The organism is Allobosea sp. NPDC055353 (assembly GCF_053644975.1).
In genome coordinates this window covers 2347040-2363141 of the sequence record NZ_JBSHMC010000001.1, presented here as the reverse complement: position 1 = coordinate 2363141, position 16102 = coordinate 2347040, and the positions used below count along the sequence as shown (strand labels likewise).

At 67.1% G+C, this 16102-nt stretch carries 10 protein-coding genes; 5 read left to right on the top strand and 5 right to left on the bottom strand.

The window, feature by feature from the left end; all coding sequences use genetic code 11:
- Positions 1-85: 85 nt before the first annotated feature.
- The 4 genes from accC to ACWIEX_RS10890 form a co-directional block, all read right to left on the bottom strand.
- Positions 86-1447 carry an acetyl-CoA carboxylase biotin carboxylase subunit gene (gene accC, locus ACWIEX_RS10905; protein ID WP_454033053.1) on the bottom strand — a complete coding sequence of 454 codons (1362 nt, stop codon included), beginning with the start codon at positions 1445-1447 and terminating at the stop codon, positions 86-88.
- 41 nt (positions 1448-1488) lie between these two features.
- Positions 1489-1953 (bottom strand): acetyl-CoA carboxylase biotin carboxyl carrier protein, encoded by a 465-nt coding sequence (gene accB / locus ACWIEX_RS10900; protein ID WP_454033052.1) that lies wholly within the window; start codon positions 1951-1953, stop codon positions 1489-1491.
- Positions 1954-2023: 70 nt separating this feature from the next.
- Positions 2024-2479 (bottom strand): type II 3-dehydroquinate dehydratase, encoded by a 456-nt coding sequence (aroQ, locus tag ACWIEX_RS10895; RefSeq protein ID WP_454033051.1) that lies wholly within the window; start codon positions 2477-2479, stop codon positions 2024-2026.
- Positions 2480-2600: 121 nt separating this feature from the next.
- Entirely contained in the window at positions 2601-3407 is an 807-nt protein-coding gene (locus ACWIEX_RS10890) for a DsbA family protein (protein WP_454033050.1), read from the bottom strand.
- Between the two features lie 186 nt (positions 3408-3593).
- Between ACWIEX_RS10890 and ACWIEX_RS10885 the strand changes: the two genes are divergently transcribed.
- Together ACWIEX_RS10885 and ACWIEX_RS10880 are read left to right on the top strand one after the other, a co-directional pair.
- The gene (locus ACWIEX_RS10885; protein WP_454033049.1) at positions 3594-4784 is read left to right on the top strand and encodes a pyridoxal phosphate-dependent aminotransferase; all 1191 of its coding nucleotides are present in this window, start codon (positions 3594-3596) and stop codon (positions 4782-4784) included.
- Positions 4785-4959: 175 nt separating this feature from the next.
- On the top strand, positions 4960-7185 hold the full coding sequence (locus ACWIEX_RS10880) for a mechanosensitive ion channel family protein (protein WP_454033048.1): 2226 nt from the start codon (positions 4960-4962) through the stop codon (positions 7183-7185).
- A gap of 83 nt (positions 7186-7268) precedes the next feature.
- Here the strand turns inward: ACWIEX_RS10880 and ACWIEX_RS10875 are convergent, their stop codons facing one another.
- Entirely contained in the window at positions 7269-10028 is a 2760-nt protein-coding gene (locus tag ACWIEX_RS10875; RefSeq protein ID WP_454033047.1) for an Rne/Rng family ribonuclease, read from the bottom strand.
- A gap of 707 nt (positions 10029-10735) precedes the next feature.
- On the opposite strand from ACWIEX_RS10875, the gene ACWIEX_RS10870 reads away from it, so the two are divergent.
- The 3 genes from ACWIEX_RS10870 (at position 10736) to prfB (ending at position 16044) form a co-directional block, all read left to right on the top strand.
- Positions 10736-11947 carry an N-acetylmuramoyl-L-alanine amidase gene (locus ACWIEX_RS10870; RefSeq protein ID WP_454033046.1) on the top strand — a complete coding sequence of 404 codons (1212 nt, stop codon included), beginning with the start codon at positions 10736-10738 and terminating at the stop codon, positions 11945-11947.
- Positions 11948-12290: 343 nt separating this feature from the next.
- Positions 12291-14741 (top strand): penicillin-binding protein 1A, encoded by a 2451-nt coding sequence (locus tag ACWIEX_RS10865; RefSeq protein ID WP_454033045.1) that lies wholly within the window; start codon positions 12291-12293, stop codon positions 14739-14741.
- Between the two features lie 174 nt (positions 14742-14915).
- Positions 14916-16044 (top strand): peptide chain release factor 2 gene (gene prfB / locus ACWIEX_RS10860; RefSeq protein WP_454033044.1). Its coding sequence is split into 2 segments (ribosomal slippage): positions 14916-14984 and positions 14986-16044, totalling 1128 coding nucleotides; the frame shifts between segments, so codons are not numbered across the junction.
- Positions 16045-16102: the final 58 nt, after the last annotated feature.

The following is a 16102-nucleotide window of genomic DNA, read 5'->3' as shown; positions in this document are numbered from 1 at the left end:
CCCGCGCTTGAGGTTTGAAGGAACAGCAATGCAAAAAGCCCCTCGCATCGCGAGGGGCTTTTTCATGTCGGAGACTGCCGGAGGCTCAGGCTTCCGGCTCGCCCATGCCGCCGGCGGCGAGGAATTTCTCGAGCCAGTGGATGTTGTAGTCGCCGTTGAGGATGTCCGGGTTGCGCACCAGCGTGCGGAACAGCGGCAGCGTCGTGTCGACGCCGTCGACGACGAACTCGTCGAGCGAGCGGCGCAGGCGCATCAGGCATTCGTCGCGGTTGCGGCCGTGGACGATCAGCTTGCCGACGAGCGAATCGTAATGCGACGGGATCGTGTAGCCCTGATAGGCGGCGGAATCGACGCGCACGCCGAGGCCGCCCGGGGTGTGGAACGAGGCGATCTTGCCGGGCGAGGGGCGGAAGGTCGCGTGATGCTCGGCATTGACCCGGCATTCGATGGCGTGGCCCTCGATGACGATGTCCGACTGCTTGAGCGAGAGCGGCGCGCCGGCGGCGATGCGGATCTGCTCGTTGACGAGGTCGATCCCGGTGATCATCTCGGTGACCGGATGCTCGACCTGGATGCGGGTGTTCATCTCGATGAAGTAGAACTCGCCGTCCTCGTAGAGGAACTCGATCGTGCCGGCGCCGCGATACTGCAATTCGCGCATCGCCTTGGCGCAGACCTCGCCGATCCGGTCGCGCTCGCCGGCATTGAGGGCGGGCGAGGGGCCTTCCTCCCAGACCTTCTGGTGGCGCCGCTGCAGCGAGCAGTCGCGTTCGCCGAGATGGATCGCATGGCCGCGACCGTCGCCGAGCACCTGGATCTCGATATGGCGCGGCTTTTCGAGATATTTCTCGATATAGACGGCGTCGTCGCCGAAATTGGCCTTGGCCTCGCTGCGGGCGGTGGAGAGTAGTACGGACAGCTCATCCTCGCTGCGGACGACCTTCATGCCCTTGCCGCCGCCGCCTGAAGCGGCCTTGATGATCACGGGAAAGCCGATCTCCCGGATGATCTTCAGCGCCTCCTGGTCATCCGCGACGCCGCCTTCGGAGCCCGGCACGCAGGGAATGCCGAGGCGCTTGGCGGTACGCTTGGCCTCGATCTTGTCGCCCATCGAGCGGATATGCTCGGCCTTGGGGCCGATGAAGGCGATGTTGTGCTGCTCCAGGATCTCGGCGAAGCGGGCGTTCTCCGAGAGGAAGCCGTAGCCGGGATGGACCGCGTCGGCCCCGGTGATCTCGCAGGCCGCGATCAAGGCGGGGATGTTGAGATAGCTCTCGCGGGCCGGCGGCGGGCCGATGCAGACGCTCTCGTCGGCGAGGCGCACATGCATGGCGTTGGCGTCGGCCGTGGAATGCACCGCGACGGTGGCGATACCGAGCTCCTTGGCGGCGCGCAGCACGCGCAGCGCGATCTCTCCACGGTTGGCGATCAGGATCTTGTCGAACATCTTGAAACCCAAATCGGACCCGACGGCGCGCGGCGCCACGCTCACTCGATCACCAGCAGCGGCTCACCGTATTCCACCGGCTGGCCGTCCTCGACCATGATGGCCGTGACCTTGCCGGCGCGGGGCGCGACGATGTCGTTGAAGGTCTTCATCGCCTCGACGAGGAGGATGCGCTCGCCCTGCTTCACCACGCTGCCGACCTCGACGAAGGGCTTGGCATCGGGCGAGGGGCGGCGATAGGCAGTGCCGACCATCGGGGAGGGCACGGCGCCAGGATGGGCGGCGGTCGGCCTGGCCTCGGCCGGGGCGGACGCCGCGACCGGAGCGGGCATCGCCATCGCGGGAGCGGCGACGGCGGCCGGGACCTGGACCGTCGCCGTGATGTTGCGGGCGACGCGGACGCGCAGATCGCCCTTCTCGACCTCGATCTCGGTGAGATCGGTCTGGTTCAGGAGCTCGGCCAGCTCGCGGACAAGTTCGGGGTCGATCGGGCTCTTGGTCGCCATGGCGGGTATCACCGTCTTCTTCGGATATTCGGATGGGAGCGGCGGTCGTGCCGTGCTCCCGTTCAATGGCTCAGGCGGCTTTCGCCGCCCGCTTTTCCAGCAGCGGTACGATCGCGTCGAAAGCCAGGTCGTAGCTCGCGACGCCGAAGCCGCAGATCACGCCGACGCAGACCGGCGCCATATAGGAATGGTGCCGAAATTCCTCGCGCGCATGTACGTTGGAAATATGGACCTCGATCGCCAGCGCATCGACGCCCTTGATCGCGTCGCGCAGGGCCACCGACGTATGGGTATAGGCGCCTGCATTGATGATGACGCCGGCGCCGGCCAGTCCCGCCTGCTGGATGAAGGTGACGAGCTCGCCCTCGAAATTGGTCTGGCGGAAGGTCAGCTCCACGCCGGCCGCCTCGGCCTTGCGGCGCAGGCGTTCCTCGACGCCGGCCAGCGTGACCGCGCCATAGGTTCCGGGCTCGCGGGTTCCGAGCAGGTTGAGGTTGGGTCCGTTCAGGACGTGGACGGCGACCATAGGTGGCGTTGATTCCGGCACCGCGCGCGGGCGGCAGGAGCCGCCCTCATAAACGTTGCGGGCCGGCAGGGGAAGCCTGAAGCACCCTGCCGGCCCAGCGGATTGCGTGAGAGACGGCCGATCAGCCGGCGCAGTCGGTCTTGCCGCAGCGCCGCACGGAATCGATCTTCGCCTTGAGGGCGGCCTGGCCGACCGCGCCGAAGACGATCTCGTCGCCGATGATGAAGGCTGGCGTGCCGGTGAGGCCGAGGCGGTCGCCGAGCGCGACGGTATCCGCAATCGCGGCCTTGGTGGCGGGAGCCTCCATGTCCTTCTTCAGCTGGGCGATGTCGGCGCCCGCTTCCTTGGCGACGTCGAGTGCCTTGGCGGCGTTGACCTTGCCCTTCACGGCCATCAGCTTGTTGTGGAACTCGAAATATTTCGGACCCTGGAGCTGGTTCTTCGCGGCGACGGCGACGCGGCTCGCCTCGACCGAATCAGGGCCGAGGATCGGGAAGTCCTTGAGCACGACGCGCAGCTTCGGATCGGCCTTGGAGAGCGCCGTCACGTCCTCCATCGCCCTTTTGCAGAAGCCGCAATTGTAATCCATGAACTCGACCAGGGTGATGTCGCCCTCGGGATTGCCGATGATGACCGAGGTCGCCGGGTCGGTGATGCGGGCCTTCTCGGCGGCGACCGCGTTGCGCTGGGCATCGGCCTGGGCGACCGTGTTGCGCCGCTCCAGCTCGATCAGCGCGTCCTGGATGATCTCGGGATTCTTCAGGATCGTCTCGCGGATCAGGTCGGTCACCGCCTTGCGCTGCTCGGGCGAGAGCGGCTGGCCCTGCGCCATGGCCGGCGCCGCGGAGGCCGCGAGCCAGAGGCTCAGCGCGAGAGCGGCGGGCCGCAGGCAGGCGCGTGCCAGGCTGGTCAGGGTCGGGAAAGCCATCTCGTCATCCTTTCAGAGCCGCCGGCCTGGATCACGCCGGCGGAAGCAATGCGTCTGGGCGCGAGCTTGTGGGTCCTCGCGGGGTGAAGGTCAAATCACAGCTCTGCCAGTGGTCGCGACCGATGGTTGCAGGCCGCGGCCGGCTCGGCTACGCGATCACGCCTCCTCGCGAACCCGGACAAGCCGATGTCGAAGCCTCTGATCGTGCCCGCCGCCTTGCCCGCCCTGGCCGAGCGCGCCGAGCGCGTCGCTCCCTTCATCGTCATGGATGTGATGAACCAGGCGGCAGCCATCGAGCGCCGCGGCGGTTCGGTCGTGCATATGGAGGTCGGGCAACCCTCGGCGCCGACGCCGGGCTCGATCCGCGCTGCCGCCAGCCGGGCGCTGGAGCACGGCCGGATCGGCTATACCCAGGCGCTCGGCACGGATTCTCTGAGGGAGCGCATCGCGCGCCACTATCAGGATGCTTATGGCGTCGCGGTGGCGGCCGAGCGCGTCGTGGTGACGACCGGTTCGTCCGGCGGCTTCATCCTGGCCTTCCTCGCCTGCTTCCAGCCGGGCGCACGGATCGCGATCACGGCGCCGGGCTATCCGGCCTATCGTAATATCCTGATCGCGCTCGGGCTGGAGCCGGTGGCGATCGAGGTCGGCCCCGAGACGCGCTTTGCGCTGACGCCGGACCTGATCGAGCGGGCCCATCGCGAAAAACCGCTGGCTGGCGTGCTGACGATGAGCCCGGCCAACCCGACCGGCGTGGTGATGACGCCTGAAGCCATCGCCGATGTCGCTGCCTGCTGCCGCAAGCTCGGGCTCTGGTACATCTCGGACGAGATCTATCACGGGTTGACCTACGAGACGCCGGCGACGACGGCGCTCGCCGCCGATCCCGACGCGATCGTCGTCAACTCGTTCTCCAAGTATTATTGCATGACCGGCTGGCGCGTCGGCTGGCTCGTGGTGCCGCAGCGCCTCGTGCGCACGATCGAACGGCTGCAGCAGAATTTCTCGATCTCGGTGCCCTATCTCAGCCAGGTGGCGGGCGAGGCGGCTTTCGACGCGACCGCCGAATGCGAGGCGATCAAGGCCGGCTATGCCGCGAACCGCAGCTTCCTGCTGAAGGCATTGCCGGAGATCGGTCTCGGCGATTTCCTGCCCGTGGACGGAGCCTTCTACATCTATCTCGACATCGGCCGGCACTCGAACGATTCCATGGCCTTCTGCCGCAGCGTCCTCGAAGAAGCCGGCGTCGCGATCACGCCCGGGCTCGATTTCGACGAGGCCCGCGGGGCGCGCACGATCAGGCTCTCCTTCGCCGGTTCGCTCAGTGAATGCGAGGAGGCGGTGACGCGGATCGGCACCTGGATGAAAAAGCGCTGAGCGACGGCGGGCGCGGCCTCGGAAACCGCTTGCCAGATTTCAGGGAAGCCTCGCATTCTGCCGCCGTGGGATAGCGTGGAGGCTTGTCATGAACGTCGCTGCACCGGGCGCATCCGTCCCGCGGCGAAGCGTTATCCGATGGGCCGTTCTTCTCGGCTGGCTGGCGCTTGCTTTCGTGTTCCTGGGGTCGACCACGCCTGCTGCGGCTCAGGGCCAATCCTCGGTCGTTCTCAACCTGCGCGGCGACGAGACACCCGAGACGATCCGCAAGATGGTCGATGCCCTGTCCGCTCCGGGGCGGCAGGTCGAGATCCGGGTCGGCGCCGCCGCCGCGGTCGCGCCCGTTGCAGCACCGCCTGCCGAGCCCGCCGGCAACGCAAAGCCCGCCGCCGCTCAACCTGCGCCAGCCCCTTCGATGGCCGATGAAGCGGGCTTCCAAGCCGAGGTTAGTGCCCTCGCCGACCGTTTCATCGACGGCGTCGAATATGGCGGCACCTCGATCCCCGCGATCAGCGAACTGCCGGACAGCTGGGGGCGTGCCTGGCTGCGCAATCTCAATGGCCGCGAAGGCACGACCGCCGGTTGGCGCCTCGTCGGGATCATCTGCCTTGCGCTCGCGGCCGCTTTCGCCTTCCGGATCGCCTCTGCCCGCTGGTTCGCGCGCAGGATGCAGCCTGCGGGGCCTGAATTCACGCCGCGCCTGATCGCCTCGTCCTGGCTGCTGCTCCAGGATGTCGCGACGGTCCTGCTCGCCCTGGCCGTGGCGCGCGTCGCCCGCAACGCCTGGCTGCCGGAACATGATCTCGCCAATATCGCCCTCACGACGGGCGCCAATGGCGCAGCGATCGGCGCCATTTACATCGCCATCGGCCGCTTCCTCGTCTCGCCACACGCGCCGGATCGACGGATCATGCCGCTGCCGCGCGCCGAGGTGCATTTCCGCAGGCTGGTCGCCTACGCGATCCTGACGCCGCTGATCGTGACCGGCATCCTGCTCGCCCACCATGTCAGCGCCGGCCCGCGGCCCGTGACGGGGCTGATCGCGCTGACCGGAATCCTCATCACGCTGTTCAAGATCTGGTGGTTCCATGACGGACGGCACGATCTGGAAGCGCTGGTCCTGTCGGGTTCGTCCGAGCCGGGCCCGATCCGGCGGCTGATCGCGAGTGGAACGGCCTGGTTCTATATCGGGACCACGGTCCTTTTGTGGATGGTCAGCAGCGCTGCCGCCATGATGTCGAATGGCGGACGCTGGGCCGAGGCCTCGGCCCTGACGCAGGTGGCCATCGTCATCATCCCGATCCTTGCCGTCGGCGTTGCCAGCCTGCTCCGGTGCCATGCGATGCGGCACGAGGCTGAGCATGGCGTAACCCCGATGCGGCGCGCCGGAGGCGCCGCCTTGCGTGCGGCGGCTGTCGGCGTGCTATGGGCCGCCGGCTTCTTCGTGCTGTCGCGCCTCTGGGCCGGCTTGCTGCTCGGCGTCAGTTCGGCGCAGTTCGCCGCCGTGATGCGCCAGACGGCCGGCGTCGCGATCTTCGCCTTCGTCGGCTGGGTGGCGCTCGTCTTCCTGCATGCCTTCTTCGAAGCCTACACACCGAAGCGCGCCACGATCGGGCCGGCCGACGAGGACGCCGTTCATGAAGCCGGCGTGCCGACGCGGCTGGCCACCGTGTTGCCGGTACTGCGCGGTGTCGTGCTCGGCGCGGTGCTCGGCCTCACCGTGCTGATCGTGTTGTCGCGGCTGGGCGTCGATATCGGGCCGCTGCTTGCCGGCTTCGGCATTCTCGGCCTCGCCATCTCCTTCGGATCGCAGGCGCTGGTGCGGGACATCGTCTCCGGCGTGTTCTTCATGCTGGAGGATGCGTTCCGCGTCGGCGAATATGTCGATACCGGCCGGCTCAAGGGCACGGTCGAGAAGATTTCGCTGCGCTCGATGCAATTGCGCCATCAGAGCGGACAGATCCATACCGTGCCCTTCGGCCAGGTTCAGTCGCTGACCAATTCCAGCCGTGACTGGGCGACGGTGAAGTTCAACGTCCGTCTCGACCATTCCGCCGATATCGAGCTGGCGCGGAAGGCGATCAAGAAGACCGGGATCGCGCTGCTGGAGGACCCAGAATTCGGGCCGCAATTCATCGCCCCGCTGAAGATGCAGGGCGTCGCGGAGATCGCCGACAGCGCCATCGTCATCCGGTTGAAATTCACGAGCAAGCCGAACCAGGCCTCGATGATTCAGCGCGAGGCGCTGAAGCGGGTCTACCGCGCCCTGAACGAGGCTCGCGTGCCCTTCGCCTCGAATGCCGTGACCGTGCGCGGCGGCGAGGGCGGCGCGCAGGGCCATGCCGCTGCGGCGATCGCGACCGTTCCGCCGCCAAGCCCGCTGGTGCCGGCGGCGGGCTGAGGGGATTTGCCGAACCCGTGAAAAGAAAAAGCCCGCTGCGCAACGCAGCGGGCTTTTTCATTCATGCGGTTCTGGCGCTGCGATCAGGAGCGGCCGGCGAGCCTGTTCCACCAGCCGCCACGCTTCGGCCGGTCCGGGTCCGGCTCGGTCAGCACGACCGCGACGGGCTCCTCGGCAGGCGCGCGCGCGGGAGCGGGTTCCGGCGCCGGCGCCGGAGCGGGCTCGGCCGGGGCCGCCGCGGTCTCGGGAGCAGCGACCGGCAACTCGGCCTTGGTCTCGACAGGAGCCGGAGCAGCTTCCGCAGCGGCTTCGCCCCCCTCGGTGATCGGCACGACCTTCTTGCGCGAGCGGCTGCGCTTGGGCTTCTCGGCCTCGGCGGGAGCAGTTTCGGCGGCGACGGTCTCGGCCTTGGCCTCGGTCTCCTTGGCGGCCTCGGCCTTCGGCTTGCGGGCGCGGCTGCGCTTCGGCTTGGCGGGCTCGGCCGTCGGCTCCTCGACGACCGGTTCCGGGGCGACTTCGGCCGCGGCTTCGGCAACCGGCTCGGCTGTGGCCGGGATGGCAGCGTCGTCGCCGTCTTCCTCGCCCTCGTCGCCTTCGTCGTCAGCCTGCGCGCCGTCGAGCTGCTGGCCCTGCTCGTCACGCTCGCCGCCACGCCGGCGGCGACGGCGGCGGCGGCGGCGACGGCCATTCTCGCCCTCGCCACGCTCGGACTGGTCCTGGGCCTCGGCGGCGGCGGTCTCGGTGCCGCCGGTCTCGGCGTCGAGGGCGGCCGCTTCCGCGGCGGCGTCGAGCGCCTCGTCGTCGACATCCGACGCGATCGCCTCGGCCTTGAAGCTGGTCGGGATGACGCGCCCCTCATTGCCGACGAACTCGCCGCGCTCGACCTCGAAATAGCGCGTGCCCAGCAGGTTCGCGTCGGTCGAGATCGTGATTGCGATGGCGAAACGGGTCTCGAGATCGGCGAGATGGGCGCGCTTCTGGTTCAGCACATAGAGCGCCACCTCGGGACGGGTCCGGACGGTGAGGTTGTGAGCGGCGCTCTTGATCAGCGTCTCCTCCAGCGCGCGCAGGATCTGCAGCGCGACGGAAGAGGTCGAGCGGATCATGCCGGCGCCGGCGCAATGCGGGCAGGGCACCGAGGATGATTCGAGCACGCCGGTGCGGATGCGCTGCCGCGACATCTCGAGCAGGCCGAAGGCCGAGATGCGGCCGACCTGGATGCGGGCGCGGTCGTCCTTCAGGCACTCCTTCAGCTTCTTCTCGACGGCGCGGTTGTTCCGGTTCTCCTCCATGTCGATGAAATCGATCACGATGAGGCCGGCGAGATCGCGCAGGCGCAGCTGGCGGGAGATTTCCTCCGCCGCCTCGAGATTGGTCTTGAGGGCGGTGTCCTCGATATTGTGCTCGCGGGTCGAGCGGCCCGAGTTGATGTCGATCGCGACCAGCGCCTCGGTCTGGTTGATGACGATATAGCCGCCGGATTTCAGCGTGACCGTGTTCGAGAACATCGCGTCGAGCTGGCTTTCGACGCCGAAGGACGCGAAGAGCGGGGTCTGCTCGCGATAGGCCTTCACGCTCTTGGCCTGGCTCGGCATGAGCATACGCATGAAGTCCTTGGCCTCGCGATAGGCCTCCTCGCCGGCGACGTGAACCTCGTCGATATCCTTGTTGTAGAGGTCGCGGATCGAGCGCTTGACGAGGTTGCCCTCCTCATAGACCAGCGCCGGAGCGACCGAGGCCAGCGTCAGCTCGCGCACGCTCTCCCACATCCGCATCAGGTATTCGTAGTCGCGCCGAATCTCGACCTTGGTGCGCGAGGCACCGGCCGTGCGCAGGATCAGGCCCATCCCCTCCGGGACCTCGAGCTCGGTCGCGATCTCCTTGAGGCGCTTGCGGTCCTCGGCATTGGTGATCTTGCGCGAGATGCCGCCGCCCTTGCCGGTGTTGGGCATCAGCACCGAGTAGCGGCCGGCCAGCGAGAGATAGGTGGTGAGCGCCGCACCCTTGTTGCCGCGCTCTTCCTTGACGACCTGGACCAGGATGATCTGGCGGCGCTTGATCACCTCCTGGATCTTGTACTGGCGGCGGTGGCTGCGCTGGCGCCGCTCCGGCATGTCGTCGAGGGCGTCACCGCCGCCGAGCTGCTCTGGAGCCTCTTCGGTCTCCTCGTTGCCGTTCTCGTCGTCGCCATCGTCCTCGGACGGCTTGCGGGCCTCGGTGTCCGAGCCCTCCGGCGCTTCGACCGAAACCTCGGTCGCTTCGACGGAGACGGTCTCGAAGGTCAGCGGCGCAGCGTTCGCAGCGGCGTCCTCGGTGGTCGATTCGGCGACATCCGGGGCGAAATACTCACCGAAAGCGGGCGCGCCCTCGTTGACCATGGCGGCTTCCTTGCCGTCGGTCTCGACCTGGACGTCATCGCCGGTGGCCTCGACCTCGGCGGAGACGGTCTCGTCGGCGGCAGCCTTCTTGGCGCGGTTGTCGCGATCGCCGCGGCGGCCACGGTCGCGGCGGCCGCGCTTCTCGCGCTTCTCCTCGTCGCGCTCCTCGTCACGCTCGGCACGGGCTTCGTCGTCGAGCAGCGCCTGCCGGTCGGCGACCGGGATCTGGTAATAGTCGGGATGGATCTCGGAGAAGGCGAGGAAGCCGTGGCGGTTGCCGCCATACTCGACGAAGGCGGCCTGGAGCGAAGGCTCCACCCGCGTCACCTTGGCGAGATAGATATTGCCGCGCAGCGGCTTGCGGCTGGCGGATTCGAAATCAAACTCTTCGACGCGGGACCCGCGGACCACCACGACCCGGGTCTCCTCCGGGTGGGTGGCATCGATAAGCATCTTGTTGGCCATAAGTCGTTTCCATTGGCGCGGCCGCCGACCAGGGCTGCGCGGCTACGGATGCTAGTCCGCCGCCGCGGGCAGGGGCGCCGCGAAAAGACCGGGATGAGCCGGCATGTTGCAGGAGGGAGAAGGAAGCGGTCGAGACAGGAAGGCGGCTCGGAACAGCAACCCGGGCGCAAAGCCCCGCGCGGTTCCGCAGGTTCGGACGGTTCACCGATGGTGCTAGCGGCGTCTTATGCCCCGTCATCTGTCCTGACCTGCGATGCTCCGGCCGGGCGGCCAGGCGCATCGCGTTTGCACGCTCGCAAGACAGGGCAGGGCGCAGAAAACACGCAATCCCGATGCCAACCGTCTGCGGACGATCCGTTGCGGTCGTCTTGTTGCCGCCACTCCGGTCAGGAGCGGCAGCCCAGCCTGCTTCGGACGCCGACGGATCGCACGATCCGGATGTGTCCCTCGGGCAGGCTGACAAGCAACCTGTTCCATTACAGACAGGTGATAGTGATTTGCAAGTCACATGACGCGTGCATCTCACGCCGCCCTCGGCAGGGCGGTTCACGGTCTCGGGAAGAGATGGTAACGGGCTGTTAGGATTTCAGCCCCGTTATGGTTAAACCCTCGTAACAATAAGCGGGATCTTTCACCTGTTCTCGTGCATCCGCCGCGCCGATTCGAGCCGTTGCGATGCGCCGTGGCGATCCCGGGCGCTGCGGTGCGTGCTCGCCGTCGCTTGCCTGCTGGCGACCGGCTTTTCGCCGGCCCGGGCGGAGACGAAGGCCGAGCCGCGGCCGCAGAGCGAGTATCCGGTCGCGACCGACGCCCGTATCGAGCAGAACGGCGAGACCGTAAGCCTCTCGATGATGCTGTCCTCGGCCGTCGCGGTCGATGCCTGGGTGCAGGCCTCTCCGGACCGGGTCATCGTCGAGCTGCCTTCGACCAATTTCCAGATCCGGCCTTCGGTGAAGCGCAGCGCCGGCTTCGTCAGCGGCTATCGCTATGGCCTGTTCACCGCCGACAAGGCCCGAATCATCATCGATCTGTCGCATCCCGCCGTCATCGCGAAGGCCGAGGTGAAGACGGTGCGGGGCGGCTTCGGCGAACTGACGATCGAACTGAAGAAGGTCGCGCGGGCCGAGTTCCTGGCCGAGGCCGAGAAGGTGCGCAGGCCGGGGTCTGTGGCTCCTGCTACGGCGCCCGCAAAGGCTGCCGGCGAGACGCGCCGCACCATCGTGATCGACCCCGGCCATGGCGGTATCGATCCGGGTGCGACCGTCGCTGCCATCGCCGAGAAGGTCGTGGTTCTCGCCTTCGGCAAGGCACTCAAGGAGCAGCTCGAGGCCAGTGGCCGCTATCGCGTCGTCATGACCCGCGACGACGACCGTTTCGTCTCGCTCGGCGATCGCGTGCAGATCGGGCGCGGCGAGCAGGCCGACCTGTTCATCTCGATCCATGCCGATTCGCTGACCCAGGCCCAGGAGGTCCGCGGCGCCACCGTCTATACCCGCTCGGAGCGGGCGACGGACGCCGAGGCCGCCCGGCTCGCGGCCAAGGAGAACGAGGCGGATGCCGCCGCAGGACTGGAAACCAGCGAGGAACTGCAGGATGTCGCCGGCATCCTGCTGGATCTCGCCCGGCGCGAGACGCGGACCTTCACCGGTGTCTTCGCGCGCAATCTGGTCGAGAAGCTCGGCGGTTCGATCAAGATGCACAAGGTCCCGCTGCGCTCGGCGCGGTTCTGGGTGCTGAGCGCGCCGGATGTGCCGTCGGTGCTGATCGAGCTCGGCTACATGTCGAGCCCGAAGGATGCCGAACTGCTCAATTCGCCGGAATGGCGAGGCAAGGCGGTGACGGCCGTTTCTTCTGCGATCGAGGATTATTTCGCCCGCGAGCGGGCTTCCGTCGGCAAGGCGGCCGAGAACCGGAACTAGGAGCGTCGATGCCCGGCAAAGCGGGTTGTCATCCCGTGCGCGCTGCGGCGCGCAGTGCCGCTGCGCAGACACGGGACCGTCAACCGGAAGGGGCGCCTTTTCGGGTGACGAGGAGGGGCGGGGTACGAAGCGGCACGCGGTCCCGTGTCGGCGCAGCGGCATTTCATGCCGCAGCGCGCACGGGATGACAGCGTCGCTTCGTTCCTCGTAAGGACGGTGTGAGATGGTGCGGAATGTGGTCGCGAAGCCACGGTTCCGCCATCTCCGTCATGTTATAGCTTTGATTTGCGAAGCGCCCCGATCTGGCGCCCGCCGGTGAGAATTACGGGGTCCAGGGCCTGAGATGCGGTTCATTCTGCGAATCTTCGGATGGTTGTTCGCCGCCGGTGCGATCGCTTTCGTGATCGGCGCCGCCATCGCCGGCGGATTGATCTGGCATTACTCGCAGGATCTGCCTGACTATGCCCAGCTTAGGAACTACGAGCCGCCGGTGATGACCCGCGTCCATGCTGGCGACGGCAGCCTGATCGCCGAATATGCGCGTGAGCGACGCCTCTATCTGCCGATCCAGGCCGTGCCGAAGCTGCTCATCGACGCCTATCTCTCGGCCGAGGACAAGAATTTCTACAAGCATATCGGTGTCGATCCGGAAGGCCTGGTTCGTGCCGCGATCTCGAACTTCCGCAACCGCGGCGCGAATCGCCGGCCGCAGGGTGCCTCGACGATCACCCAGCAGGTCGCGAAGAACTTCTTCCTCAGCCCCGAGCAGTCGATCGAGCGCAAGATCCGCGAGGCGCTGGTCGCTCTGAAGCTCGAATCGACCTATTCGAAGGACAAGATCCTCGAGCTCTACCTGAACGAGATCTATCTCGGCGCGCCGGCGCCGGGGCAGGGCAGCTATGGCATCGCCGCCGCGGCGCTGAACTATTTCGGCAAGTCGGTGCATGAGCTGAACCTGCAGGAGGCCGCTTACCTTGCAGCGCTGCCGAAGGCGCCGAGCGACCTGCATCCCTTCCGCAATCGCGACCGCGCGATCGAACGCCGCAACTACGTCATCGATCGCATGGTCGAGAACGGCTATGCCAAGCGCGAGGCGGGCGAGGAGGCGAAGAAGCAGCCGCTGGGCGTCAATCCGCGCACGGTTTCGCCCAACAACATCGCCGCCGGCTATTTCGCCGAGGAGATCCGGCGCGAATTGCAGGACCGCTATGGCGAGAAGAAGCTGCTCGAAGGCGGCCTTTCCGTCCGCGCCACCGTCGACCCGAAGACCCAGTTGATGGCCCGCAAGGCGCTGGTCGACGGCCTCGTGCGCTTCGACGAGGCGCGCGGCTGGCGCGGCGCCATCCAGAAGATCGACCTTGGCGGCAAGGACTGGGGTGCGGTGGTCGGCGAACTGCCGGTGCTGGGCGATGTCGCGCCATGGCGGCTCGCGGTGGTGCTCGACGTCAACGGCGACAGCGCCAAGCTCGGCCTGCATCCGCTGCGCGATACTGCCGGTCATCTCAACAAGGAGCGCCAGATCCTGACGCTCGCCGCCGACGGCATCAAATGGACCCGCCGCGGCCGCATCTCGCAGGTCGTTTCCGTCGGCGATGTCGTCTATGTCGAGCCGATGGAGAGCCGGCCGGGTTATGCGCGGCTGCGGCAATTGCCGGAGGTCAACGGCGCCATCGTCGCGATGGACCCGTTCTCGGGCCGCGTGCTCGCGATGGTCGGCGGCTTCAGCCACGATCAGTCGGAGTTCAACCGCGCGACGCAGGCGCTGCGCCAGCCCGGCTCCTCCTTCAAGCCCTTCGTCTATGCGACTGCCCTCGACAACGGCTACACCCCGTCCAGCATCATCCTGGATGCGCCGATCGAGATCGATCAGGGGGCCGGGCTCGGCATGTGGCGCCCGGAGAACTACGACGGCAAATCGACCGGGCCGCGCACGCTGCGCTACGGCATCCAGTTCTCGAAGAACCTGATGACGGTGCGGCTCGCCAAGGATGTCGGCATGCCGCTGATCGCCGAATATGCACGCCGCTTCGGCGTCTATGACGATCTGCAGCCGGTGCTGTCGATGTCGCTCGGCGCCGGCGAGACGACCGTGATGCGGATGACCGCGGGCTATTCGATGCTGGTCAATGGCGGCAAGCGAATCCGGCCGACCCTGATCGACCGCATCCAGGACCGCTCGGGCTCGACGATCTTCCGGCACGACCAGCGAGTCTGCGAGGGCTGCAACGCCGAGAAATGGGCCAACCAGCCCGAGCCGCGCCTGGTCGACAACCGCGAGCAGGTCCTCGACCCGCTGACCGCCTACCAGATGGTCTCGATTCTCGAGGGCGTGGTCAACGCCGGCACGGCGACGGTGGTCAAGGCCGTCGGCAAGCCGCTCGCCGGCAAGACCGGCACGACGAACGATGCCAAGGACGTCTGGTTCGTCGGCTTCTCGCCCGACCTCGCCGTCGGCGTCTATATGGGCTTCGACAAGCCGAAGTCGCTGGGCACCTCCGCGACCGCCGGCCAGTATGCCGCGCCGATCTTCCGCGACTTCATGACCGCGGCGCTGAAGGACAAGCCGGCGACGCCGTTCCGTGTTCCGGCCGGCATCAAGCTGATCCGCGTCGATCCCCGCACCGGCATGCGCGCCGGCGGCGAGGGCGGTATCCTCGAAGCCTTCAAGCCGGGCACGGCGCCGCCGGACAGCTATTCGGTGATCGGCGCCGCCGGCGACGGCAGCGCGCCGCTCTCTGTCGGGCCGGGAGGCGGCGGCCGTGCCGTTGGTTCCGGCACCGGCGGGCTCTACTGAGCTGACAGCAGGCTTTTTGACGCCCGGAGACGACTCCGGGCGTTTTTCCTTTGGGACCGACGATCATCGTCGCCCCGATCCGACGAGCGGATGACCGCTCGGGCGTTTACAGCGCCGGCTTTCGCCCCTATCTCAGCGCTCAAGTTCAGCCCACAAGGACGTCCAGACGGAATCATGCGCCCCGAAATCCAGACGCAACTCGATAACGCCAAGCAGTCGATCGGACTGCTGAGGAGGCATCTTTGACTGGGATGTCGCTCAACGCCGCCTAGCGGAACTCAACGCCCTCTCCGAGGGACCCGATTTCTGGAACGATGCCGAAACCGCGCAGAAGCTGATGCGCGAGCGCACCTCGCTGGAAACCCAGATCGAAGGCATCGGCAAGCTCGAGCGCGAGCTCGACGACGCGCTGACGCTGATCGAACTCGGCGAGATGGAGAGCGACGACGCCACCGTCACCGAGGGCGAGCAGGCGATCAAGGCGGTGCAGGACGAAGCGGCGCGACTGCAGGTCGAGACCTTGCTTTCGGGCGAGGCCGACATGCTCGACACCTATGTCGAGATTCATCCCGGCGCGGGCGGCACCGAGAGCCAGGACTGGGCCGAGATGCTGCTACGCATGTATCGGCGCTGGGGCGAGCGGCGGAAGTTCAAGGTCGAGACGCTCGAGTACCAAGACGGCGATACGGCTGGCATCAAGTCGGCGACGCTGCAGTTCAAGGGCCATAACGCCTATGGCTGGCTGAAGACCGAATCGGGCGTGCATCGCCTCGTGCGCATCTCGCCCTTCGACTCGAATGCCCGGCGGCAGACCTCGTTTGCGTCGATCTGGGTCTATCCGGTCGTCGACGACCGCATCGTCATCGACGTCAACGAATCCGACTGCCGCATCGACACCTATCGCGCGCAGGGAGCCGGCGGCCAGCACATCAACACGACGGATTCGGCGGTGCGTATCACGCATATCCCGACCGGAATCGCGGTGTCCTGCCAGCAGGAGCGTTCGCAGCACAAGAACCGGGCCAAGGCCTGGGACATGCTGCGCGCGCGCCTCTACGAGGTCGAGCTGAAGAAGCGCGAGGACAAGGCCAATGCCGAGCAGGCCTCCAAGACCGATATCGGCTGGGGCCACCAGATCCGCTCCTATGTGCTGCAGCCCTACCAGCTGGTGAAGGACCTGCGCACCGGCGTCAGCTCGACGGCGCCGTCGGAGGTGCTCGATGGCGATCTCGATGCCTTCATGGAGGCGTCGCTGGCACAGCGCGTCTACGGCACTGAGGTGGAAGTCGAGGATATCGACTAGTTTCGGCTGAAGGCGAACAAATGAAGAAGGCCGCGCCCGAAGCGCGGCCTTCTTCATT